Below are 20,999 nucleotides of genomic sequence, written 5' to 3' on the forward strand. Positions count from 1 at the left end.
GATAGATAAGGATGAAGTCAATGCAATTGGAGACACGGGAATTCAAGGCTCAGGCTCGCTTCCAGCGGGTATCGCCGCAGAAGGCGCGCCTGGTGCTTGACCTGATTAAGGGCCGGAGCGTCGAAGAGGCGCTGAACACGGTCGCCTTCACCAAGAAGGCCGTTGCCCCGATGGTCGAGAAGGTGCTGCGCTCTGCGCTGCAGAATGCCAACTATCTGAGCCAGGAACAGGGACTCGATGTAGACGTCGACAACCTGTATGTGAAGACGGCTCTCGCCAACGAAGGCCCGCGCATGAAGCGCATCCGCCCTGCCCCGATGGGCCGCGCGTACCGCTACCAGCGTCGCCTGGCGCACATTATTGTCGCACTGGCCGAACGCAACCAGGATGGTCTTGTGACCAAGGTTGCCGACGATGCAGAAGCGGCACCCAAGGCGAAGAAGGCTGCCAAGAAGGCTCCGGCGAAGAAGGCAGCTGCCAAGAAGACTGCGGCGAAGAAGACTGCGAAGAAAGCCGCTAAGTAGTTCGGTAAAGGATTAGGGAAGGTTTAGAGGATATTATGGGACAGAAAGTCCATCCTTACGGATTTCGGCTCGGTGTGAACAAGCCGTGGCGCTCACGCTGGTTCGTCGAGCGCGACTATGACAAGCTCCTGATTGAGGACGTCAAGCTCAAGCGCGAACTCAAGGAAAAGCTCAAGGCCGCCGGCGTCAGCTCAGTTGAGATCGAGCGTCCAGGCAACAAGCTGCGGATTATCATCCGCACGGCTCGTCCTGGCATCATCATCGGCCGCAAGGGCGCTGAGATCGACAAGCTTAAGCTCGAGCTCCAGAAGCGCACAAGCCGCGAGGTCTTCATCGATATCCTCGAGGTCAACAAGCCTGAGCTCGACGCCCAGCTGGTTGCCGAAGGCATTGCGCTGCAGCTTGAAAAGCGTGTCGGCTTCCGTCGCGCCATGCGTAAGTCGGTGGATTCGGCTCTGCGTTTCGGTTGCAAGGGCATCAAGGTTCGCGTTTCGGGCCGCCTGAACGGTAATGAGATCGCCCGTTCCGAGTGGTACCTGCAGGGTCGTCTGCCGCTGCACACGCTGCGCGCCGACATCGACTACGGCTTTGCCGAGGCGCACACCACCTATGGCATCATCGGCGTCAAGACCTGGATCTATCGCGGAGATATTTACCAGCAGCGTCGCCGCGAGCCCCAGGCAGTGGTAGGAACATCGGTATTTTAAAGGCAGTGCACAGGATCGGTTGTCAGTTCTCAGCGAGCTGACAACTGATAACTGAAGACTGACAGCTGTTTTTTGAGGATTTCGTTATGTTGATGCCAAAGAAAGTCAAGTACCGCAAGCAGCAGCGCGGCCGCATGCGCGGCAAGGCATGGCGCGGCAGCGAGCTGGCCTTCGGCGATTACGGCCTGAAGGTGATGGAGTGCGGTTACATTACCGATCGTCAGATCGAAGCGAGCCGTATTGCAATGACCCGCTTCATCAAGCGCGGCGGCAAGATCTGGCTGCGTCTGTTCCCTGACAAGCCGGTAACCAAGAAGCCTGCCGAAACCCGTATGGGTAAGGGCAAGGGCGCTCCGGATCACTGGGTCGCCGTTGTTCGTCCGGGCAAGGTGCTCTTCGAGATGGAAGGCGTTACGCCGGAGATCGCGCAGGAAGCCATGCGCCTGGCCTCGCACAAGCTGCCCCTCAAGGTCCGCTTCGTGCAGCGCCACGATGCCAAGGTTGTAGCAGCCGCCAAGTAAGTTTTGTAGCAGGGGATACGCGGGTTCGATCGAGAGCCCTAGTCCCGGAGAGAAGAAGAAATGGAACTCGAAAAGATTCGTAACCTGAGCGACGGCGAGATCGTCACCGAAGAGCACAAAGCTGCAGAGCAGCTCTTCCGCCTGCGCTTTCAGACGAAGCTCGGCCAGAATGAAGGCGTTAAGAAGCTTCGTGAGCTGAAGAAGGATATTGCCCGTTTCAAGACTGTGGCTCGCGAGCGCGAACTTGGTCTGCACGGCGAAGCTCCGAAGGCTGAGTCGAGCGCGCCGAAGAAGGCAGCCAAGGCCAAGAAAACCAAGAAGGAGGCTCGCTAAGCCATGAGTTCAGTAGAAGCAGGCGTCGAGTCGGGCGTACAGAAGCGCCGCAACGAAAAGGTTGGCCACGTGGTTTCGACCAAGATGGAAAAGACCATCGTGGTTGAGGTCGAGATGCGCAAGGCGCACCCCAAGTACAAGCGTGTGATGAAGCTCAACAAGAAGTTCTACGCGCACGATGAGCAGAACACGGCTCGCGTTGGCGACATGGTCCGTATCCGCGAGACCCGCCCGTTGAGCAAGCTCAAGCGCTGGAACCTTGAAGAGATTATCCGCCGTTCTGCTCTGGCCCAGGCCGAAGCAGCTGCAGCCGCCAAGTAAGCGGTCGAGAAGAGAGAAGGAGAGATCGCCATGGCAGTACAGATGAGGACGATGCTTGAGGTTGCCGACAACTCCGGCGCCCGCAAGCTGCAGATGATTCTCCCCCTCGGCGGGGCAAGCGGCAAGAAGGCAGGGCTCGGCGATGTGGTAACGGCAGCCGTGAAGGAAGCCTCTCCCGATGGCCAGGTCAAGAAGGGTAAGGTTGTCAAGGCCGTGATTGTGCGCACCCGCAAGGAATCGCGCCGCCGCGACGGAACCTACATTCGCTTTGACTCGAATGCCGCCGTTCTGATTAACGAAGCAGGCGAGCCGGTAGGCACGCGTGTCTTCGGTCCCGTAGCCCGCGAGCTGCGTGAGAAGAAGTTTTTGAAGATTGTTTCGCTCGCCCCGGAAGTTCTGTAAGCAAGGGCTGCTGCGAAGAAGGATAAGAGCCATGAGTTTGAAGATTCAGCGTAACGACCAGGTTGTCGTGATTGCGGGCAAAGACAAGAAGCTGGACCGGCCTCGTCGCGTACTGAGCGTGATTCCGGATGAGAACAAGATTCTCGTCGAGCATGTGCATGTCGTGAAGAAGAACGTCCGTCCTAATCCGCAGAAGAACATCAAGGGCGGCATTGCCGAGCAGGAAGCCCCGGTTCACATTTCTAACGTGGCTATCTACTGCTCGAGCTGCAACAAGCCGACCCGTGTGGGCTACAAGTTCGAGGGCGACACCAAGGTGCGCGTCTGCAAGAAGTGCGGCAACACCCTGGTTGCAAAGGGCAAGAAGTAGGCCTTCTTCTCTTAACTGTGTGGTTTTAGCTACAGGTTAGAGCCATGGTTAAGCTAGAATTAAAAGGTTTGAGTAAAACGGCGGCACGCGGATAGCCAAAGGCTGGAAGCGGCAGTCAATTGAGCACCCTCCGCAACGGTAAACGGCCTCGAGGCCACCCCGGGACCGGAGAGAAAGAAGACGGAAAATGGCAGCAAGACTGAAAGAGAAGTATCAGCAGGAAATCAAGTCGGCTCTCCAAAAGGAGCTGGGTCTCGAGAATTCGATGTCCGTGCCGCGCCTCGAGAAGATTGTCCTGAACATGGGACTCGGCGAAGCAACGCAGAACTCGAAGATGCTCGATCCGCTTATTGCCGATCTGGCAGCGATCGCCGGTCAGAAGCCGGTCGCCACCAAGGCCAAGAAGTCCATCGCGGCCTTCAAGGTGCGCGAAGGCATGTCGATCGGTGCGATGGTCACCCTGCGCGGCGATACGATGTATGAATTCCTCGACCGCCTGATCGCGGTGGCTTTGCCCCGCGTACGTGACTTCCGCGGCGTATCCTCGAAGAGCTTTGACGGCCGCGGGAACTACACATTGGGTGTTCGCGACCAGCTGATCTTCCCGGAAATCGACTACTCGAAGGTCGAAAAGCTCAAGGGCATGAACATCACCATTGTGACCACCGCCCAGGACGACAACTCCGCGCGCGAACTGCTTAAGCAGTTCGGCATGCCTTTCCGCCAGGGCGCGTAAGCAAAAGGACTGATTAAGATATGTCAACGACTGCAAAAAGAGTAAAAGACGAGCGCAAGCCCAAGTTCAAGTGCCGGCAGCACAACCGCTGCAAGCTGTGCGGTCGCCCGCGCGCTTACCTGCGCAAGTTCGGCCTCTGCCGCCTGTGCTTCCGCCAGCTGGCGCTCAAGGGTGAGATTCCCGGCGTCATCAAGTCGAGCTGGTAAACCGGCTTCACGCGTCCTCGGGCGCAAGACAAGTTCGCGTGATCGATGATTCACGCATTACCATTCCCGCTGGTTCTCTTCCATAAAGGTAGAGCGAACGGGGGATGAAGGAGAGACAATGAGTTTGACCGATCCTGTAGCAGATTTCCTGACCCGCATCCGTAACTCTATCCGCGCGCGTCACCAGAAGCTCGACGTCCCGGCCTCGCGCCTGAAGACCGAGATCGCCCGCATTCTGAAGGAAGAAGGCTACATTGCCAACTACAAGCCGACCGAAGAGGAAGGCCGCAGCATCCTTCGCGTTTACCTCAAGTACGGCGCCAACAACGAAGCCGCGATCCGCGACCTCGCCCGTATCTCCCGTCCCGGCTGCCGCGTGTATGTCGGACGCGACGAGATCAAGCGTGTTCAGGGTGGACTCGGCATCAGCATCCTCACCACGCCCCGCGGCGTGATGACCGGACGCCAGGCCCGTAAAGAAGGCGTAGGCGGCGAGATCCTCTGCGAGGTCTGGTAGGCGCTGGCCGCGCCGGGCAATCGCGCCTTTGGCGCCTGCTCTGTTCGGTGTGGTAACAGTTGTGGCCGCGCTTTTGCGCGGAATAAGAGTGGGGCTTCTGCTAAAATAAGAGGCCTCTACTCCTTCAAGAGATATAGGTTTCGTTCTGAGAAAACCTCGATTTCTGCGGGTTTCCGGAACAAGCACGGCTGCGGCCGTGCTGTAGGTGTGAGTAGTGAAGGGGGCGCCAGCTCCCGGGGGAAACCTCGAACGGCGTGAAAACGCCGGGGCTGCAGTGGAACGATGGAAAGATCATCGGGACTCGCAAGCCATTTAAGGGATTCAGAATGTCTCGTATTGGTAAGAAGCCGATTCCGCTCCCCAGCGGTGTCAAGTATGCGGTTAACGGCAACACCCTGGTTGTCGAGGGCCCCAAGGGCAAGGTTGAGCAGGCTATTCCGAGCGGAATCAAGCTCGAAACCCAGGACGGCCACATCCACGCCATCCGTGAGAACGACTCGCAGGCCGCCATTCACGGTCTGACCCGCGCCCTGGTTTTCAATGCCGTCGAGGGCGTGACCAAGGGCTGGTCGAAGGATCTGGACATCGTCGGTATCGGTTACCGCGCGGAACTGAAGGGCAAGGATGTCGTGGTTTTCACGCTCGGCTACTCGCACCCGATCGAATTCCCGCTGCCCGCCGGCGTTACGGCTGTCATCGATCCGAAGCAGACCCGCGTGACCATTTCCGGCATCGACCGCCAGAAGGTCGGCCAGGTTGCCGCTGATATGCGTGCGCTGCGCAAGCCTGATCCGTACAAGAACAAGGGTGTTCGTTACTCGGATGAGAAGCTGAAGAAGAAGGTCGGCAAGACCGGCGCCAAGTAGTCTGAAACCGAACGGCGCCGCTAGGCGGCGCCGCTATTAGGAAGGAAGAAAAGATGATTTCACAGAGGAAGAGAAACGAAATCCGGTTGCGTGTCCATGACCGCATCCGCGCCAAGGTGAACGGCACCACTGAGCGTCCCCGCCTGAATGTCTACCGCTCGCTGAACCACATTTACGTTCAGGTTATCGATGATGCACAGGGCTTCACCCTGGTTTCAGCGTCGACCGTTGCCGACAATGTCAAGGCCGGCGGCAACATCAACGCCGCCAAGGAAATTGGCAAGCTGGTCGCGGAGCGCGCCCAGGAAAAGGGCATCAAGAAGGTCGTATTCGACCGCGGCGGCTACCTCTATCACGGCCGTATTAAGGCTCTGGCCGATGCCGCCCGCGAAGCGGGACTCGAGTTTTAGTTCAGGTTTTGGGGCAGAATTGCCCGGAAGGAATCAGGAAGCGCATGGCAACATTGAAAAAGAAGCTCGATGCCGGTCAGTACAACCTGAAGGATCAGGTCGTCGCCATCAACCGCGTCACCAAGGTCGTCAAGGGTGGCAAGAACATGTCGTTTGCCGCTCTGGTCGTCATCGGCGATCCCGGCGCAGGCGTGGTCGGTTATGGTTCGGGCAAGGCAAAGGAAGTTCCGCAGGCAATCCGCAAGGGCATTGAGTCGGCGAAGAAGAACCTGGTTCGCGTCAACCTGACCGAGACCAGCATTCCTCACCAGGTTCTGGGCCGCTTCGGTTCGGGTCAGGTAATGCTCAAGCCGGCTCCTGAAGGTACCGGCGTGATCGCCGGTGGCGCTGTCCGCGCCGTCATGACCTCGGCTGGTGTTCAGAACGTGCTCACCAAGAGCCTCGGATCTGCGAACCCGCACAACGTGATCAAGGCAACCTTCGATGCGCTGGTTCAGCTGCGCGACAGGGAAGAAGTAGCCAACATCCGCGGCAAGGCGCTGCAGGAGTTATAAGACAATGGCAGAGAAGGCAACCATCAAGATCCAGTACTTCCGTTCAATGATCCAGGCGCCGGTGAAGCATAAGCGCGTGGTCAAGGGACTGGGCTTTACCCGCCTCAACCAGATTGTTGAGCGCGAGGACAGCCCGTCCATCCGCGGCATGGTCAAGACCATTCCGCACCTTGTCCGGATCGTTGAGTAGCAGCTTTTAGCTGCCGGCACCCGGTATCAGCAAGGCGTTGGCAGCATAAAGATTTACGGATTGACCGGTAACATTCGCAGCGGATTTGGAAGCTAAGAGTGAAAGCTGATAGCTAAACGCTGCATTAAATGCGAGTCGGTAAAGCACAAAGCTTGCCGGCGTTAAGCGAGGAAACAATGAATCTTTCGAATTTACGTGCACCGAAGAATGCCAACCGCAACAAGAAGCGTGTTGGACGCGGTATGGGATCGGGCCATGGCAAGACCTCGGCCCGCGGACACAAGGGACAGGGCTCGCGCTCCGGTTCCAGCATGATGCGCGGTTTTGAAGGCGGCCAGATGCCGCTGCACCGCCGTCTGCCCAAGCGCGGCTTTACCAATATCTTCCGCACCGAGTACACCGTCCTGAACCTCGACCGTCTCGCGGAATTTGGCGAGACCGAGCTCACCCCCGAGTTCTACGCTGCCAAGGGCCTGCTCAAGCGCCGCAATGAGCTCCTGAAGATCCTCGGCAACGGCGAGCTGACCGTGGCTCTCACCGTGCACGCGCACAAGTTCTCCAAGACCGCGCAGGAAAAGATCGAAAAAGCCGGCGGTAAGGCCGTTCTGATCGGCTAAGCTCGAGTCCATGAAAGCCCCGTGCCCTGCGCGGGGCTTCGTGTAGGATTGGAATCACCGACCCATGTTTGAGAAATTCGCGAATATCTTCCGCATCCCCGACCTGCGCAAGCGTGTTTTCTTTACGCTTGCGATGCTTGCTGTTTACCGGTTGGGCGGACACATCCTCACGCCCGGCGTCAACTCCGCGGCTCTCGAGCAGTTCTTCAATTCGCAGAGTGGCTCTTCGCTCGGCCTCGTGGATATGTTCAGCGGCGGCAACCTGCGCCGTCTGACGATTTTCGCGCTGGGCATCATGCCTTACATCACGGCCTCGATCATCTTCCAGCTGCTTACCGTTGTCTATGAGCCGCTGGCACGCCTCCAGAAAGAAGGCGAGATCGGCCGCCGCAAGATTACCCAGTGGACGCGTTATCTCACCATTATCCTGGGTATCGTTCAGTCGATGACGATCGCCATCGCCCTCTCGCACGCTTCGGGCGGCATGGTGCTGAACCCGGGTGTCGGCTTTGTTCTGATGACCGTCATCACGCTGACCGCCGGCACGGCGTTCATCATGTGGCTTGGCGAGCAGATTACTGAACGCGGTATCGGCAACGGCATGAGCCTGCTGATCTTCGCCGGTATCGTCGTGGGTCTGCCGCATGCGATTGCCGAGCTCGTCGATACGGCACGTGCCAGCAAATTCGGAGCCTTCACTGTTCCGGCGCTGATCATCCTCGTGGCCCTGATGATTGCCGTTGTAGCCTTTATCGTTTACGTCGAGCGCAGCGAGCGCCGCATTCCGGTGCAGTACGCCAAGCGCATCGTTGGCCGCCGCCTCATGGGCGGTCAGTCGACGCACCTGCCGCTCAAGGTGAACTCCGGCGGCGTGATGCCCGTCATCTTTGCTGCTTCGGTACTCTCAGCCCCGTTGCTCTTTTCGCAGGCTGCGGTTGTCCGCAATAGCGCGGCGATGACCCGCATCTTCGACGCCCTGCGTCCGGGTGAGCCGTGGTACGAACTGCTTTACATCATCGCGATTATTTTCTTCGCGTATTTCTACATCTCGATCGTCTTCCGTCCGGATGACATTGCCGACAACATGCGCAAGTACGGCGGCTTTATTCCCGGTATCCGCCCCGGTAAGCGCACTTCGGATTTCATCAACGATATCCTTACCCGTATCACCCTCGTCGGTGCGCTCTACCTGATCATCATCTCGATCATTCCGCAGATCCTGATCAGCGGTATTCACCTGAACCACCTGCCCTTGATCGGTGGTTTGTTTGAGCACCTGCCGCTGTGGGTTACGAACGGCCTCGGATTCAACTTCTATTTCGGCGGCACCTCGCTGCTGATCGTTGTCGGCGTTGCCATGGACACTGTCAACCAGATCGAGTCGCAGCTGATCATGCGTCACTACGAAGGCTTCTCTTCGCGCAGCGGACGCGGAAGACGGTCCTGGTAAGTGGCGTTGCCGGAGACGATTTCTCAAACTGGAGCCCGGGAAGAGCGCAAGCTTGTTCCCGGGCCTATCCTTCTTTTGGGCGCTCCTGGAAGCGGCAAGGGAACCCAGGCGAAAGAGCTGATGGCTCTCTGGGGCATTCCTCAGATCTCCACCGGCGATCTTTTCCGCGCCAACATTGAAGGCGGAACCGAACTGGGCCGAAAGGTTCAGGCGGTCATGGATCGCGGCGAGTTGGTTTCCGACGAACTGGTCAACGACATGGTCGAGGATCGGTTGAAGCGGCCCGACATAGGCGCGGGATATATTCTCGACGGATTCCCGCGGACCCTGGTTCAGGCTGCATGGGTCGATGGACACCTGGCAAGCGGGACAGGTACTTTGCCGGTCGTTGCTGTGAATATAAAGGTCAGCTATAATCAATTACTGCGCCGTATCACCGGACGGCGTAGTTGCACTGTCTGCGGGACGATCTACAACATTTACCTGCAGCCACCCAAGGTTGATGGATTCTGCGACCTTGAAGGAACGCCCCTGGTAAGGCGTCGCGACGATACCGAAGAGGTTTTCGAGAAGCGCATGCGGGAGTATGACGCGCTGACGGCTCCGGTCGTCGAGCATTACCGTGCGCAGGGTCGATTTGCCGAGGTAGATGGGGAAGAAACGGTGGAAGTCGTAACCGCTGCCGTGGTGCAGGCGGTTGCCCGGCTGAGGGGCCAGGAATAATCGCATGGCGATCATAATCAAGACGCCGCAGGAGATCGAAAAGATGCGGCGCAGCGGACAGGTCGTCCGCGAGGTGCTCGAGCTTGTTCGCCAGGCGGTAAGGGCCGGAGCTTCAACGCTGGATCTGGAAAACGTTGCGGCGGCGAAGATGAAGGAGATTGGCGCGAAGCCGGCCTTCAAGGGGTACCGGGGCTATCCATGCGTGCTCTGCACCTCGGTGAATGAGGAAGTTGTGCACGGAATTCCGTCGGCGGAGCGTGTTCTTCGCGACGGAGACATTGTTTCGATTGACACCGGCGTGATTATCGACGGATATTACGGCGACTCTGCCATTACCGTTGCGGTCGGTTCGAAGGTGGCACCACAGACCCAGCGCCTGCTCGATGTAACGCGGGCTTCGCTCGAAAGCGGAATCCGGGAAGTTCGTCCGGGAGCGACGCTAGGCGATGTGGGAGCGGCGGTTCAGGAAGTAGTTGAGGCCGAGGGCTTCAGCGTGGTTCGGGAGTTTGTCGGGCACGGAATCGGGACCAGGCTGCACGAAGATCCGCAGGTGCCGAACTATGGCCGGCGCGGGCAGGGGCAGAAGCTGCGCGAGGGCATGGTGATTGCGATTGAACCCATGGTCAACGCGGGGCGGCCCGATGTACAGGTTTTAAGCGACGGCTGGACGGCTGTCACGCAGGACGGAAGTTTGAGCGCGCATTTCGAGCATACGGTCGCAGTGACCGCCGAAGGCGCAGTGATCTTGACGCAGTAGGTTTGACGAGGGCCGGCACAGATGCCGGCGGAATCGGGAAAAAGGTTTGTCGAAGGAAGACGCGATTGAGGTAATGGCAGTGGTCCTTGAGACGCTGCCTAATGCCATGTTCAAAGTTGAGCTCGAAAACAAGCACCAGGTTCTGGCGCATGTTTCGGGCCGAATGCGGAAGAATTTTATCCGTATTCTTCCCGGCGATCGTGTAGCAGTGGAGCTCAGTCCGTACGATCTCACCCGCGGACGGATCGTCTACCGTTACAAGTAGCCGGTAGCTTTCAGCCGCCAGCTTGTGGCTGGGCCGGTTGAAAATCGAAGTTTTTGAGTCTCTTCGAATGGCAGGTTTCGAAGGCTTGAAGAAACAAGCTAATAGCTGAAAGCTAGAAGCTGGGAGCTGTCTCATGAAGGTTCGTGCATCGGTAAAGAAGATTTGTGACAAGTGCAAGGTCATTCATCGTAACGGTACGGTGCGTGTCATTTGCGAAGTCGCGAAGCACAAGCAGCGCCAGGGTTAACCTGCCGCCGTTTCTGTCACTGCGAGTCGAGCCCGCAAGGGCAGGGGCTAGTTAGCTGAAGTCAAGGCTTGCGATGAACCCCCGGCTCACTCACCGCCGCTCTACCCGAAGGGTAACGGCATAGCCGCTCCGGAAGAGATTTACGGAGCTTATAAGGAAGAAGCATGGCACGTGTTGCTGGTGTCGATCTGCCCCGTAACAAGCAGGCGCGGATTGGACTCACATACATTTACGGGATCGGTAACCCCCGCGCGCTGCGCATCCTGACTGCTGCGAATGTTGACCCATTCAAGAAGATTCAGGACCTCAGCGAAGACGAGGTAAACCGTATCCGTCAGGTCATCGAGGCCGAAGGCAACGTCGAAGGCGACCTTCGCAAGGACGTCTCGATGCACATCAAGCGTCTTATCGACATTCAGTCTTTCCGCGGTCTGCGCCATCGTCGCGGCCTGCCCGTTCGCGGGCAGCGCACGCACACCAATGCTCGTACCCGTAAGGGTCCGCGCAAGGGCACAGTGGCAGGCAAGAAGAAAGCGACGAAGTAAGCGATGGCTAAGGCACAGGGCGCCGGCAAGGCCGGCAAGAACAAGAAGTTCAAGAAGCGGGAACGGAAAAATGTTCCTTACGGTCTGGTTTATATCCAGGCTACTTTCAACAACACCATCGTGACCATCACGGACGGCCAGGGCAACACCATCTCGTGGAAGAGCTCGGGTTCGCTCGGCTTCCGCGGATCGCGTAAGGGAACTCCCTTCGCAGCCCAGCAGGCTGCCGTGAACGCCGCCAACCAGGCGCGCGATCATGGTCTGCGTTCGGTCGATGTTCGCGTCAGCGGACCGGGTTCGGGCCGCGAATCGGCTGTCCGCGCACTCGCTGCTGCCGGTATCGAGGTTCGCTCCATCCGCGACATTACCCCGATTCCGCACAACGGCTGCCGTCCGCCGAAGCGCCGCAGGGTGTAAGGCTGTAAAATAAGCAGGATGGAGTTGGGTTTTCGCTCCATCCTGTGCAAGACATTGGCGAAAGCCAAAGGACTGGGACGAGACGCACGCCAGCGTGTAAACCAGTCGGCCTCTGAAATTTAGATTTCCGTCCAAGGGCCGGGCGGAAGATGGAGAAAGAAATTGGCACGTTATACAGGAGCAGTCTGCCGCCTTTGCCGTCGCGAAGGCACCAAGCTTTTTTTGAAGGGCGCCAAGTGCTACACCGAGAAGTGCGCCATCGAGAAGCGTAATTTTGCCCCCGGCCAGCATGGCCGCGACCGCAAGGCCAAGATCGTTGGATACGGCCTGCAGCTGCGTGAAAAGCAGAAGGCAAAGCGCATCTACTTCGCTCTCGAAGGCCAGTTCCGCGAGTATTACGAGAAGGCATCGCGCTCCCAGGGTGTTACCGGTCTTCGCCTGCTGCAGCAGCTCGAATGCCGCCTGGACAATGTGGCCTTCCGCCTCGGCTTCGCGATGTCGCGCCGCCAGGCACGTCAGATCGTCCGCCACGGTCACGTTGAGGTCAACGGCCGCAAGGTGAACATCCCCTCGTTCCAGGTGAGCGTGGGCGACGAGATCAAGGTTCGTCCGAACAGCCAGAAGCTGGTCGTTGTCGAGGGTGCGCGTGAGTTTGCCAGCCACCAGGCAGCACCGAGCTGGTTGTCGATCGATGCCGCCAACCTGTCGGGTAAGGTTCTCGCACTGCCGAATCGCGAGGATATCAACCTGCCGGTCAACGAGCAGCTGATCGTCGAACTGTACAGCAAGTAAGGTTTAAGCCCTGCCCCGGCAGCGCGCCGGGGCGGGGAAGCAGTAAAAGCAGAGCAGTACACAACTCAATCGAACGGAGAAACGAGCGCAGCCGTTGCAAAATGCTTCGCGGCGTTTGCTGCGCACGAAAGGTGATATCGACATGCTTTGGAGAGGATTTCAAAGACCGAAACGTCTCGCTGTAGAGGCAGAGACACTTACGGAAAAGTACGGCAAGTTCAGTGCACAGCCTTTTGAGCGCGGCTTCGGAACGACCATCGGCAATGCGCTTCGCCGCACGCTGCTGTCGTCGATCGAAGGCGCAGCCGTTACGGCTGTCAAAATCGAAGGCGTTCTGCACGAGTTCCAGTCGATCACTGGAGTTGTGGAAGACGCGACCGACATCATCCTCAACCTGAAGCAGGTTCCGTTCAAGTTGAATGGTGAGGGTCCGAAGGCGCTGTATCTCCGCGCCGATCAGCCGGGTGTTGTCACCTCCGGCATGATCGAGGCTGACGGAGACGTCGAAATCCTGGACAAGGATGTTTATATCGCCACCGTCAGCGAAGGCGGCAAGCTGGATATGGAAATGCGCCTCAAGAAGGGCCGCGGCTATATCTCTGCTGACAAGAACTTCGACTCTGACCTGGGAATCGGTTTCATCCCGGTTGACTCGGTTCACTCGCCTGTACGCAAGGTGAACTACGTGGTCGAAGCTGCCCGTCTTGGTCAGATCACCGACTACGACAAGCTCACGATTGAGGTCTGGGGCAACGGTTCGGTTCTGCCGGCCGATGCTATTGGTCTCGCGGCGAAGCTGCTCAAGGATCACATGAGCATCTTCATCAACTTCGAAGAGGAAATCGAAACCGAGAGCCACTCCGAAGAAGGCCGCATGCAACTGCGCAATGAGAACCTGAACCGCTCGGTCGAAGAGCTGGAGCTCAGCGTTCGCAGCTACAACTGCCTGAAGAACGCGAACATTCAGACCATCGGCGAGCTGGTTCAGAAGACCGAAGCCGAGATGCTGAAGACCAAGAACTTCGGTCGCAAGTCGCTGAACGAGATCAAGGAAATCCTGGCTCAGATGGGCCTGTCGCTCGGCATGAAGATCGACGAGCACGGCAACGCCGTACCGGGACCGACCAGTGTTCTGCCTTCCACGACGCTTGCCGGCAGCTACGGCAGCTTCGATGACGAGGAAGATGATCTCGACGACGACCTGGCACTGCAGAGTGAGACAGAAAACTTCTAAGTAACAGGTATCAAGCCCGGAGCCAGGCAATCACCGGCTCCGGGTGCAGGAATCGAAGATTTATTGCAGTACTACATTACTGGCAGAACGAGCGCAGACGAATGGCTGGGGACGAACCCTGAGCCCCGAGCCCTGAGCTCTGTGCCCTGAGAAGAGAGAACTACCATGCGTCATCGCAATGCCGGATTCAAACTCGGACGGAACACCAGCCACCGCCGCGCTCTGCTGCGCAACCTGGTCACCTCTATCGTCCTGGAAGATCGTGTCGAGACCACCATCACCAAAGCGAAGGCGGTGCGTCCTCACGTAGAGAAGATGATTACCCTGGGCAAGAAGGGCGACGTTCACTCGCGCCGTCAGGCCCTGGCTTTCCTGCAGACCCGCGAAGCGGTCACCCGCCTGTTCGACACCGTGGCTCCGCGCTACGGCGATCGCAACGGCGGATACCTCCGCATCGTCCGCACCGGCTTCCAGAAGGGTGACGGAGCGGAAAAGGCCTTCATCGAGCTGCTCGGTGCTGAAGCGGTTCTCGACGAGAAGCGCCAGAAGCGTGCAGAAGTTCGCGAGAAGAAGCGCGAAGAGCTGCAGAAGGCACTCGCCGAACAGCAGCAGCAGGCTGGCGAAGAGCCCCAGGCTTAAGCCGTTCGCAAGAACTACAAAAGCGCATCCGCGAGGATGCGCTTTTGTTTTGCGCCGACACTTTCGTCTTGTCATTCCGAACGAAGCGAGGAATCTCTACTCTCGTCCCGCCACCAAAACGGGTGCCCCATCCAAGCTACGCTTGGGTGGGAGAGCAGGACGTTTATGTCGCCGGTTCTGAGTTGCGTCGTTCTGAGAAGGAGATCATAGGTCTTGGTGGTCTGGGCATCATCGCATCCCACCCAAGCGGAGCTTGGATGGGGCACCCGGCCTGCGTTTACTATGTCCAACGGGAGAGTTCTCATGCACGGTCAGAAAAAGAGGCGGACGCGGACCCTTCAAGGCAGTATCGCAGTCGAAGAGCTGAGTCTTAACTGGCGTCTAATCAGCGAGCCTCTCTGGTCTACGGACCACGGGTATAAGGGCGTCTGCATCGCGGTTCAGGCCGAGGATCAAACCGGGCGCGAACTCATTTTGCAGTATCCTTACCCGAGAAATTCATTAGGCAGTCCATTGCCTCTGCCACAACGTCCGCGTGTTTCTGAGAAAACGATCCAAGAGGACGTACAACAAGCTCTTAAGAACGGTTGGGATCCTCGATCACGCGGTAAAGCAACAGTGTTCCTACTTCCTTGAGTGATTTCCGGAAAAGTCCGTTTTGGAAGACATCACAGGTGCCTCATCCATGGCAGTTTTATCGTCATGGTTGGGTTCTGAACCCGTATAAGCATCGTCCCCACCCATGACCAACAGCAGGTCATGGATGGGGCACCCATTTTCTTCCATAAACAACAACGGCGCACCCTGCGGGTGCGCCGTTCGCTGTTTGAAGAGCAGAAGCTAGTTCAGAAACATTGTTGTGTACAGCGTATCGCGTTGCACGGGCTTGAAGCCGGCGTCGCGGATTACCCTGCGTAGCTCTTCTTCCGTAGTGCAGTTTGAGGTTCCCGCAGCCTTGACGACGTTTTCTTCGAGCATCACCGACCCGACGTCATTTCCGCCGAAGCGCAGGCCTAACTGCAGAACTTTCAGGCCCTGTGTCACCCAGCTTGCCTGTACGTTCTCGATGTTCGAGAGGTAGAGGCGCGAGATGGCCAGTGTCTTGAGATATTCGACTGAAGTCGCTTCGTCCCAGCCGCGTCCGCCGAGCGCGGTGTTGTTCGGCTGGAAGCTCCATGGGATGAATGCCGTGAATCCGCCGGTCTCTTCCTGCAGGCGGCGCACGTGTTCGAAGTGGTTCACGCGGTGCTCGAAGGTTTCGCCTACGCCGAACATCATTGTTGCCGTCGTACGCATGCCCAGCTCGTGAGCGGTGCGGTGTACGAGCAGCCAGTCTTCGGTCTTGCACTTCAGGCGAGCGATCTTATGGCGAACTTCGTCGTCGAGAATCTCTGCTCCGCCGCCGGGGATCGAGTCGAGTCCGGCATCACGCAGGCGCATGATCGTATCGCGGACGGAGAGTTCGCTGTACTCGGCAATGGCCAGAATTTCAGATGCCGAGAAGCAGTGCAGCCACACCTGCGGATAGCGTTCGCGGATGCCGCGCAGCAGGCTCTCGAACCATTCGATTTTGAGATCGGGATGAAGGCCGCCCTGCATCAGTACACCGGTGCCGCCGAGTTCGACGGTCTCGCGAATTTTCTCGTGGATCGTGTCGAAGTCGAGGATGTAGCCTTCGCTGGCCATCTTGCCCTTGAGCGGGCGATAGAAGGCGCAGAAGGTGCAGTATTCGGTGCAGAAATTGGTGTAGTTGATATTGCGGTCGATGATGTAGGTCACCACCCCTTCCGGGTGGAGCTTGCGCCGCAGGGCATCGGCTTCCATGCCCAGTCCGATCAGATCGTCGGAGCGGAAATAATCCAAAGCCTGTTGACGAGTAATAGACACATATCCATCTTAGAAGAACTTACGCCGGACCTCAAAGGGTTCCAGAAGTCTATGCTTTCAAAAGACATAAAAGTTTTGCTCGATAAACTGAACAAAATCGCCGAACAAATTGTTTGTTGATCGCGGGGACAACCGCTGACGCAAAATTTGTATTCTGAGGTTTGTAAGGATCAGTGTTTCTGATCTTGCGACCCGGTTTTGCCTCTACAAATCAGTCGTTCAGTATCCGGAATCGTCTGGGCTTTTATCCACGACGGTGGTCTGCGGACTGCCTCAACCACATAAATTCACCGCAGGAGCTAAGACCTTCTTTATGAATCTGGCCACCAGATCTCCACGTTCATTGCCCATCACCTTTCTGCTTGCAGCGTTCGCACTGCTTCTCTTGGGTTCGGGCTACGCCTTTGCAGCCGACGGAGCAGACGGAGCGAAAAATGCGGCCAAGCCTGCTCCTGATGTGATCATCTTTCAAAACGGCGATCAGTTGTCTGGTACCTTTGTCCGCGAGGTTGGTGGCACCGTTACCTTCCATAACGACATTACCGGCGACATCAATGTCAGCTGGGACAAGATCAAGGAACTGCGCACCGGTTCGAAGCTCGTCGTCCTCGATCAGTCTGTCACCGGCAAGATGAAGAAGAAGGACAAGCTGCCCGCGAATACGCCGGAAGGCACGGTCACGATGGCGAATTCCATGATCACCGTTCATCCGGATAACAACGCGATGATCGAGCCGATCCCGGTGAAGAATGCCGCGTATGTGCTCGACGAGAACACGGTGAACAAGCAGCTTCGCGGGCATCCGGGGTTCTTCCAGGGATGGAATGGGACGATGACGGCAGGCGCGACGACCGTCTCGTCAACCCAGAACCAGTACACCTTCTCGGGAGCAGCCGCGCTCGTGCGTGTGGTGCCGACCGTGACCTGGCTCGATCCGAAAAACCGCACCACGGCTGACTTCTCCGGGTCCTATGGAAAAATCACGCAGAATGCCTATACTTCGGGCGGCGTATTCTATCCGGAAACCAACACGAAGACCTCCATCTACCATGCCGATGCTGAGCGCGATCAGTACTTCTCGCCCCGGCTTTACTATCTTGGCCAGGCCGCCTTCGATCACAACTTCAGCCTCCTCCTCGATCTGCAGCAGATCTACGGGGGTGGTATCGGTTGGACGGCGATCAAGGATCCCAAGCAGGAACTCGATCTGAAGGCTACCGTGCAGTATGAGAAGCAGAGCTTTATCGGAGACGATACTGCGGCTAACCAGAACCTGATCGGTTCGACCTTCAGCGCAAACTACACGCGCACGTTGCCAGGCAAGATCGCCTTCGCACAGCAGGTCTCCTTCATCCCCGCCTACAACACCCCGCGCGCTTACTCTGCAACGGAAACCGATGGGCTTACCTTTCCGGCCTACAAGAACTTCGGTTTCACTGTAGGCACACTCGACACCTACCTGAACGATCCGGCCCCGGCCGTGCCGTCCACGAAGCGGAATTCCTTCCAGTTCACATTTGGAATCACCTACACCGCAAAATCGACCTACTAAGCTTTAACCGCTCAAATAGAAATGGCCCGGAATCTCCGGGCCATTTCCATTTGGCGGCTTACTTTCCGTCGGGTGGAATCGGCGAGGGCATGGCGTCGAGCTTCAGGTCCGTGATCTTCTGCGCGGGTGCGGTCGACTGCGGCGCAGGCGAAGCTGCGGTGGGGTCAAGGTCGAGAGGCTGCTTCAACAACGTAAGCGCATCAGCCGGAAGCGGCTGGTCGGCATGGGCGAGCAGCAGGCTGACTTGCCACATCTGCGTCTGATTCAACACCTTGTCAAAAGCAGGCATGCCGGTCAGCCGGATGCCGTTTGCAACCTTCCAGTAGGTCTCTCCCGGCGGATCGTCGCTTACCCCCACCACGCCGCTGCTATGCGGCGCCCAGAGCTGGGGTGCGTGAGGGTACATATGCGCTGCAAAGGAAGATGGGCGCCCGTAGAGGCCATGGCAGGAGGCGCACTGCTGGCGGTAGATATGGGCTCCCGCTTCCAGATTCGTTGCGCTGGCCTCGATAGGAGCCGTTTTAGGCATTTCTTTGTCGATGCGTGCATGAAGGGGCTGGCGCACAATTTCTTTTTCCAGCAGAAAAGGATGGTCGGTGACCGCCACAGGAGGGTGTCCTGTACGAAAATAGAAGTAGCCGGCGAGGGGAAGCGTCAACAGCCCGAGAATCAGGCCCAGCAAAAAAGTCTTCATGCGATCTTTGTGCCTTCAGGGTGAGATGGTCTCAGCATCGCCAAGACTTTAGCAGCAATCCCAGCAAAGCAGGGACGCAGGGCCGCTGGCAAGTGATTTAATACAGTAAGCGGGGTATTGCGCTTTTTTCGCTCCCGCATGCAGCAGGTTGTGGAGGCTTCTAGGTTCATGTTTTTTGGAAAGCGTAAGGGATACCGCGCGTATCCGGTTTTGGCCCTGGCTCTTGCTATGGCTCCGATGGCAGGCTGGGCACAGTCTTCGACAGATCAGCCTCTGCAGTCCCCCGATCAGCAGACCAACAGCCAGCAGACGATTCCGCCGTCCCAGCGCTCCGAAGTTTTGCGCCAGGCCCAGCAGCGCGTCATGGCTCGCCGCAAGCTGCGCATCCAGCAGATCATCCGCGACACCTACAGCCGCCAGTATGAGTTCTATGCAGGCGGCGGATACACGCGCTTTCGTCCGGGGTCCTATCTTCAGCACAACAGCGAAGCCAACTGGAATGTGGGCATCACGGATTACAAGTGGGGCAACCTGGGCGTAACGGCCGATTTCCGTGGCTACTACGGAACGGCGTTTGTCGGTGTGAACCAGTTCCAGGTTTTCAAGCCCAGCATCAGCCAGTACACCTTTATGGCGGGTCCGCAGTACCGCTTCTTTGAGGGCCAGCACTGGGGTTGGAGCGCGTTCGGCCTGGCAGGTCTCGGTCACGGAAACTTTGGCACCGGCACCAACGGATTCGACCCGACAACGGTCGGCCTCTATCCGAACGGCGACACTTTCCAGTTTGCGGTGGGGGCGAGCGTGGATTACAACATCACGCCGACTCTGGCCATGCGGCTATCGCCGAACTACATGTATACCCGCTACGGCAGCGACACCCAGAACAATCTGGGCTGGAACGCCGGGATGGTCTATCGCTTCGGACATCGCTAGTCCACTTAGAGTAAAAAGAACGGCCGTGTCCTCGGACACGGCCGTTTTCATTGAGTGACTACGCCAGAATTGGGATTCCGGCGATCTTCGACTGGATGCGTGCCTGCCACTCCTGCGGTCCAGTCTGGTGCACGGACACGCCTGCGGCATCGACAGCCACGGTCACCGGCATGTCCTTTACCTCGAATTCATAAATCGCTTCCATGCCCAGGTCTTCAAAGGCAAGCACGCGCGATCCCTTGATGGCCTTCGATACGAGATAAGCGGCGCCTCCCACGGCCATCAGGTATACGGCGTGGTTGTCGCGGATGGCATCGATTGCCGCCTGTCCGCGCTCGGCCTTGCCGACCATGCCAAGCAGGCCGGTTTCTTCGAGCATCTGGCGGGTAAACTTGTCCATGCGCGTGGCGGTCGTGGGGCCTGCCGGGCCAACAACTTCTTCGCCAACCGGATCGACGGGGCCGACGTAGTAGATGAAGCGATTGGTGAAGTCCACCGGCAGCTTCTCGCCGCGGCTCAGCATGTCGGTCATGCGCTTGTGAGCGGCGTCGCGGCCGGTTAACAGCTTGCCGTTCAGCAGCAGGACCTCGCCCGGCTTCCAGGCGGCAACTTCTTCAGGCGTGACGGTGTCCAGATTCACGCGGCGTGCCGTGCTGACGTCATAGGTGAGCGTCGGCCAGTCTTCGAGCGAAGGCGGTTCGAGCGCTACCGGACCGGAGCCGTCGAGCACGAAGTGAGCGTGGCGGGTGGCCGCGCAGTTGGGAATCATTGCCACAGGCAGGTTTGCAGCGTGCGTCGGGTAATCGCGAATCTTCACGTCGAGAACGGTCGTGAGGCCGCCGAGACCCTGCGCGCCGATACCGAGTTCATTGACCTTGCGATAGAGCTCGACGCGCATCTCTTCGAGCTTGTTCGCGGGACCGCGCGCGATTACATCCTGGATATCGATCGGGTCCATCAGCGATTCCTTAGCCAGCAGCATCGCCTTTTCCGCCGTGCCGCCGATGCCGATGCCGAGCATGCCCGGCGGGCACCAGCCTGCGCCCATGGTGGGAACGGTCTTCAGCACCCAGTCAATGATCGAGTCCGACGGATTAAGCATGGCGAACTTCGACTTGGCTTCGGAGCCGCCGCCCTTGGCTGCGACCGTGACTTCGACTTCGTCGCCGCGTACCAGCTCGATGTTCACGACGGCGGGGGTATTGTCCTTCGTGTTTTTCCGGCTGAAGGCAGGATCGGCAAGGATCGAGGCGCGCAGCTTGTTGTCCGGATGCAGGTAGGCGCGGCGCACGCCCTCGTTCACCATCTCTTCGACTGTGAGCTCCGAGTTCCAGCGGACGCCCATGCCGATCTTCAGGAAGACGGTGACGATGCCGGTGTCCTGGCAGATGGGGCGATGGCCCTCCGCGCACATGCGCGAGTTGATGAGGATCTGCGCCATTGCATCGCGGGCGGCGGGCGATTCTTCGAGGTCGTAGGCCCGCGCCAGTCCCTGGATGTAGTCGACCGGATGGTAATAGCTGATGTACTGGAGGGCGTTTGCGACGCTCTCGATGAAGTCTTCCTGCTGGATGGTGACCATAAGATTCT

The 20,999-nt window shown here is 58.2% G+C and carries 30 protein-coding genes; 27 read left to right on the top strand and 3 right to left on the bottom strand.

Going from position 1 to position 20,999, the window contains the following annotated elements; genetic code table 11:
• Positions 1–11 precede the first annotated feature (11 nt).
• The 25 genes from rplV (at position 12) to rplQ (ending at position 14,343) form a co-directional block, all read left to right on the top strand.
• A complete protein-coding gene (gene rplV, locus LJD29_RS12325; RefSeq protein ID WP_446741836.1) occupies positions 12–524 on the top strand; it encodes a 50S ribosomal protein L22 in 513 nt (170 codons plus the stop codon).
• A gap of 35 nt (positions 525–559) precedes the next feature.
• Entirely contained in the window at positions 560–1,231 is a 672-nt protein-coding gene (gene rpsC / locus LJD29_RS12330) for a 30S ribosomal protein S3 (protein WP_446741837.1), read from the top strand.
• 86 nt (positions 1,232–1,317) lie between these two features.
• Positions 1,318–1,752: a 50S ribosomal protein L16 gene (gene rplP / locus LJD29_RS12335; RefSeq protein WP_446741838.1), complete on the top strand. Its 435-nt coding sequence runs from the start codon at positions 1,318–1,320 to the stop codon at positions 1,750–1,752.
• Between the two features lie 60 nt (positions 1,753–1,812).
• The gene (gene rpmC / locus LJD29_RS12340) at positions 1,813–2,085 is read left to right on the top strand and encodes a 50S ribosomal protein L29 (protein ID WP_446741839.1); all 273 of its coding nucleotides are present in this window, start codon (positions 1,813–1,815) and stop codon (positions 2,083–2,085) included.
• A 3-nt stretch (positions 2,086–2,088) separates the two neighbouring features.
• The gene (rpsQ, locus tag LJD29_RS12345; RefSeq protein ID WP_446741840.1) at positions 2,089–2,406 is read left to right on the top strand and encodes a 30S ribosomal protein S17; all 318 of its coding nucleotides are present in this window, start codon (positions 2,089–2,091) and stop codon (positions 2,404–2,406) included.
• A 30-nt stretch (positions 2,407–2,436) separates the two neighbouring features.
• Positions 2,437–2,808 carry a 50S ribosomal protein L14 gene (gene rplN / locus LJD29_RS12350; protein WP_446741841.1) on the top strand — a complete coding sequence of 124 codons (372 nt, stop codon included), beginning with the start codon at positions 2,437–2,439 and terminating at the stop codon, positions 2,806–2,808.
• 31 nt (positions 2,809–2,839) lie between these two features.
• Entirely contained in the window at positions 2,840–3,178 is a 339-nt protein-coding gene (gene rplX, locus LJD29_RS12355) for a 50S ribosomal protein L24 (RefSeq protein ID WP_446741842.1), read from the top strand.
• Between the two features lie 187 nt (positions 3,179–3,365).
• On the top strand, positions 3,366–3,914 hold the full coding sequence (rplE, locus tag LJD29_RS12360) for a 50S ribosomal protein L5 (protein WP_446741843.1): 549 nt from the start codon (positions 3,366–3,368) through the stop codon (positions 3,912–3,914).
• A gap of 20 nt (positions 3,915–3,934) precedes the next feature.
• Positions 3,935–4,120 carry a type Z 30S ribosomal protein S14 gene (locus LJD29_RS12365; protein ID WP_446741844.1) on the top strand — a complete coding sequence of 62 codons (186 nt, stop codon included), beginning with the start codon at positions 3,935–3,937 and terminating at the stop codon, positions 4,118–4,120.
• A 118-nt stretch (positions 4,121–4,238) separates the two neighbouring features.
• The gene (rpsH, locus tag LJD29_RS12370) at positions 4,239–4,637 is read left to right on the top strand and encodes a 30S ribosomal protein S8 (protein ID WP_446741845.1); all 399 of its coding nucleotides are present in this window, start codon (positions 4,239–4,241) and stop codon (positions 4,635–4,637) included.
• Positions 4,638–4,963: 326 nt separating this feature from the next.
• Positions 4,964–5,503: a 50S ribosomal protein L6 gene (rplF, locus tag LJD29_RS12375; protein WP_446741846.1), complete on the top strand. Its 540-nt coding sequence runs from the start codon at positions 4,964–4,966 to the stop codon at positions 5,501–5,503.
• Positions 5,504–5,556: 53 nt separating this feature from the next.
• A complete protein-coding gene (gene rplR / locus LJD29_RS12380) occupies positions 5,557–5,913 on the top strand; it encodes a 50S ribosomal protein L18 (RefSeq protein WP_446741847.1) in 357 nt (118 codons plus the stop codon).
• 44 nt (positions 5,914–5,957) lie between these two features.
• Positions 5,958–6,467, top strand: a complete 510-nt coding sequence (rpsE, locus tag LJD29_RS12385; protein ID WP_446741848.1) for a 30S ribosomal protein S5 — start codon at positions 5,958–5,960, stop codon at positions 6,465–6,467.
• 4 nt (positions 6,468–6,471) lie between these two features.
• A complete protein-coding gene (gene rpmD / locus LJD29_RS12390; RefSeq protein ID WP_446741849.1) occupies positions 6,472–6,657 on the top strand; it encodes a 50S ribosomal protein L30 in 186 nt (61 codons plus the stop codon).
• Between the two features lie 176 nt (positions 6,658–6,833).
• A complete protein-coding gene (rplO, locus tag LJD29_RS12395) occupies positions 6,834–7,274 on the top strand; it encodes a 50S ribosomal protein L15 (protein ID WP_446741850.1) in 441 nt (146 codons plus the stop codon).
• Between the two features lie 64 nt (positions 7,275–7,338).
• A complete protein-coding gene (gene secY, locus LJD29_RS12400) occupies positions 7,339–8,724 on the top strand; it encodes a preprotein translocase subunit SecY (protein ID WP_446741851.1) in 1,386 nt (461 codons plus the stop codon).
• A 6-nt stretch (positions 8,725–8,730) separates the two neighbouring features.
• Positions 8,731–9,447 carry an adenylate kinase gene (locus LJD29_RS12405; protein WP_446741852.1) on the top strand — a complete coding sequence of 239 codons (717 nt, stop codon included), beginning with the start codon at positions 8,731–8,733 and terminating at the stop codon, positions 9,445–9,447.
• A 4-nt stretch (positions 9,448–9,451) separates the two neighbouring features.
• On the top strand, positions 9,452–10,204 hold the full coding sequence (gene map / locus LJD29_RS12410; protein ID WP_446741853.1) for a type I methionyl aminopeptidase: 753 nt from the start codon (positions 9,452–9,454) through the stop codon (positions 10,202–10,204).
• A gap of 46 nt (positions 10,205–10,250) precedes the next feature.
• Positions 10,251–10,469, top strand: a complete 219-nt coding sequence (gene infA, locus LJD29_RS12415; RefSeq protein ID WP_147648567.1) for a translation initiation factor IF-1 — start codon at positions 10,251–10,253, stop codon at positions 10,467–10,469.
• 133 nt (positions 10,470–10,602) lie between these two features.
• Positions 10,603–10,716 carry a 50S ribosomal protein L36 gene (gene rpmJ / locus LJD29_RS12420; RefSeq protein ID WP_446741854.1) on the top strand — a complete coding sequence of 38 codons (114 nt, stop codon included), beginning with the start codon at positions 10,603–10,605 and terminating at the stop codon, positions 10,714–10,716.
• Between the two features lie 164 nt (positions 10,717–10,880).
• On the top strand, positions 10,881–11,261 hold the full coding sequence (gene rpsM / locus LJD29_RS12425; protein ID WP_446741855.1) for a 30S ribosomal protein S13: 381 nt from the start codon (positions 10,881–10,883) through the stop codon (positions 11,259–11,261).
• A gap of 3 nt (positions 11,262–11,264) precedes the next feature.
• On the top strand, positions 11,265–11,678 hold the full coding sequence (gene rpsK / locus LJD29_RS12430) for a 30S ribosomal protein S11 (protein WP_446741856.1): 414 nt from the start codon (positions 11,265–11,267) through the stop codon (positions 11,676–11,678).
• 162 nt (positions 11,679–11,840) lie between these two features.
• On the top strand, positions 11,841–12,470 hold the full coding sequence (rpsD, locus tag LJD29_RS12435; protein WP_446741857.1) for a 30S ribosomal protein S4: 630 nt from the start codon (positions 11,841–11,843) through the stop codon (positions 12,468–12,470).
• 142 nt (positions 12,471–12,612) lie between these two features.
• Positions 12,613–13,704, top strand: a complete 1,092-nt coding sequence (locus tag LJD29_RS12440; RefSeq protein WP_446741858.1) for a DNA-directed RNA polymerase subunit alpha — start codon at positions 12,613–12,615, stop codon at positions 13,702–13,704.
• A 165-nt stretch (positions 13,705–13,869) separates the two neighbouring features.
• Complete coding sequence (gene rplQ / locus LJD29_RS12445; protein ID WP_446741859.1) at positions 13,870–14,343, top strand: 50S ribosomal protein L17; 474 nt, start codon at positions 13,870–13,872, stop codon at positions 14,341–14,343.
• Positions 14,344–15,183: 840 nt separating this feature from the next.
• Here the strand turns inward: rplQ and mqnC are convergent.
• Positions 15,184–16,230, bottom strand: coding sequence for a cyclic dehypoxanthinyl futalosine synthase (mqnC, locus tag LJD29_RS12450; protein ID WP_446741860.1), 1,047 nt, complete (start codon positions 16,228–16,230; stop codon positions 15,184–15,186).
• Positions 16,231–16,543: 313 nt separating this feature from the next.
• Here mqnC and LJD29_RS12455 point away from each other — a divergent pair, with 313 nt between their 5' ends.
• Entirely contained in the window at positions 16,544–17,782 is a 1,239-nt protein-coding gene (locus LJD29_RS12455) for a DUF481 domain-containing protein (RefSeq protein ID WP_446741861.1), read from the top strand.
• Between the two features lie 58 nt (positions 17,783–17,840).
• On the opposite strand, the gene LJD29_RS12460 is transcribed toward LJD29_RS12455, so the two are convergent.
• A complete protein-coding gene (locus LJD29_RS12460; protein ID WP_446741862.1) occupies positions 17,841–18,476 on the bottom strand; it encodes a c-type cytochrome in 636 nt (211 codons plus the stop codon).
• 168 nt (positions 18,477–18,644) lie between these two features.
• On the opposite strand from LJD29_RS12460, the gene LJD29_RS12465 reads away from it, so the two are divergent.
• Entirely contained in the window at positions 18,645–19,409 is a 765-nt protein-coding gene (locus LJD29_RS12465; RefSeq protein ID WP_446741863.1) for an outer membrane protein, read from the top strand.
• A 58-nt stretch (positions 19,410–19,467) separates the two neighbouring features.
• Here the strand turns inward: LJD29_RS12465 and LJD29_RS12470 are convergent, their stop codons facing one another.
• Complete coding sequence (locus LJD29_RS12470) at positions 19,468–20,991, bottom strand: fumarate hydratase (RefSeq protein WP_446741864.1); 1,524 nt, start codon at positions 20,989–20,991, stop codon at positions 19,468–19,470.
• Between the last annotated feature and the right edge of the window lie 8 nt (positions 20,992–20,999).

Source organism: Silvibacterium acidisoli (genome assembly GCA_022870745.1).
Lineage (GTDB): Bacteria > Acidobacteriota > Terriglobia > Terriglobales > Acidobacteriaceae > Silvibacterium.

Excerpts from the sequence above, each read along its gene's own strand:
- rpsE (WP_446741848.1), top strand. The coding sequence starts at position 5,958 with ATGGCAACATTGAAAAAGAAGCTCGATGCCGGTCAGTACAACCTGAAG.
- rplP (WP_446741838.1), top strand. The coding sequence starts at position 1,318 with ATGTTGATGCCAAAGAAAGTCAAGTACCGCAAGCAGCAGCGCGGCCGC.
- rplR (WP_446741847.1), top strand. The coding sequence starts at position 5,557 with ATGATTTCACAGAGGAAGAGAAACGAAATCCGGTTGCGTGTCCATGAC.
- LJD29_RS12465 (WP_446741863.1), top strand. The coding sequence starts at position 18,645 with ATGTTTTTTGGAAAGCGTAAGGGATACCGCGCGTATCCGGTTTTGGCC.
- LJD29_RS12365 (WP_446741844.1), top strand. The coding sequence starts at position 3,935 with ATGTCAACGACTGCAAAAAGAGTAAAAGACGAGCGCAAGCCCAAGTTC.
- rplN (WP_446741841.1), top strand. The coding sequence starts at position 2,437 with ATGGCAGTACAGATGAGGACGATGCTTGAGGTTGCCGACAACTCCGGC.
- rpsQ (WP_446741840.1), top strand. The coding sequence starts at position 2,089 with ATGAGTTCAGTAGAAGCAGGCGTCGAGTCGGGCGTACAGAAGCGCCGC.
- rpsC (WP_446741837.1), top strand. The coding sequence starts at position 560 with ATGGGACAGAAAGTCCATCCTTACGGATTTCGGCTCGGTGTGAACAAG.
- rplQ (WP_446741859.1), top strand. The coding sequence starts at position 13,870 with ATGCGTCATCGCAATGCCGGATTCAAACTCGGACGGAACACCAGCCAC.
- rplF (WP_446741846.1), top strand. The coding sequence starts at position 4,964 with ATGTCTCGTATTGGTAAGAAGCCGATTCCGCTCCCCAGCGGTGTCAAG.
- secY (WP_446741851.1), top strand. The coding sequence starts at position 7,339 with ATGTTTGAGAAATTCGCGAATATCTTCCGCATCCCCGACCTGCGCAAG.
- rplV (WP_446741836.1), top strand. The coding sequence starts at position 12 with ATGAAGTCAATGCAATTGGAGACACGGGAATTCAAGGCTCAGGCTCGC.
- rpsK (WP_446741856.1), top strand. The coding sequence starts at position 11,265 with ATGGCTAAGGCACAGGGCGCCGGCAAGGCCGGCAAGAACAAGAAGTTC.
- LJD29_RS12470 (WP_446741864.1), bottom strand. The coding sequence starts at position 20,991 with ATGGTCACCATCCAGCAGGAAGACTTCATCGAGAGCGTCGCAAACGCC.
- LJD29_RS12440 (WP_446741858.1), top strand. The coding sequence starts at position 12,613 with ATGCTTTGGAGAGGATTTCAAAGACCGAAACGTCTCGCTGTAGAGGCA.
- rpmJ (WP_446741854.1), top strand. The coding sequence starts at position 10,603 with ATGAAGGTTCGTGCATCGGTAAAGAAGATTTGTGACAAGTGCAAGGTC.
- rplE (WP_446741843.1), top strand. The coding sequence starts at position 3,366 with ATGGCAGCAAGACTGAAAGAGAAGTATCAGCAGGAAATCAAGTCGGCT.
- LJD29_RS12460 (WP_446741862.1), bottom strand. The coding sequence starts at position 18,476 with ATGAAGACTTTTTTGCTGGGCCTGATTCTCGGGCTGTTGACGCTTCCC.
- rplO (WP_446741850.1), top strand. The coding sequence starts at position 6,834 with ATGAATCTTTCGAATTTACGTGCACCGAAGAATGCCAACCGCAACAAG.
- rpmD (WP_446741849.1), top strand. The coding sequence starts at position 6,472 with ATGGCAGAGAAGGCAACCATCAAGATCCAGTACTTCCGTTCAATGATC.
- rpsM (WP_446741855.1), top strand. The coding sequence starts at position 10,881 with ATGGCACGTGTTGCTGGTGTCGATCTGCCCCGTAACAAGCAGGCGCGG.
- map (WP_446741853.1), top strand. The coding sequence starts at position 9,452 with ATGGCGATCATAATCAAGACGCCGCAGGAGATCGAAAAGATGCGGCGC.
- rpmC (WP_446741839.1), top strand. The coding sequence starts at position 1,813 with ATGGAACTCGAAAAGATTCGTAACCTGAGCGACGGCGAGATCGTCACC.
- LJD29_RS12455 (WP_446741861.1), top strand. The coding sequence starts at position 16,544 with ATGAATCTGGCCACCAGATCTCCACGTTCATTGCCCATCACCTTTCTG.
- rpsH (WP_446741845.1), top strand. The coding sequence starts at position 4,239 with ATGAGTTTGACCGATCCTGTAGCAGATTTCCTGACCCGCATCCGTAAC.
- rplX (WP_446741842.1), top strand. The coding sequence starts at position 2,840 with ATGAGTTTGAAGATTCAGCGTAACGACCAGGTTGTCGTGATTGCGGGC.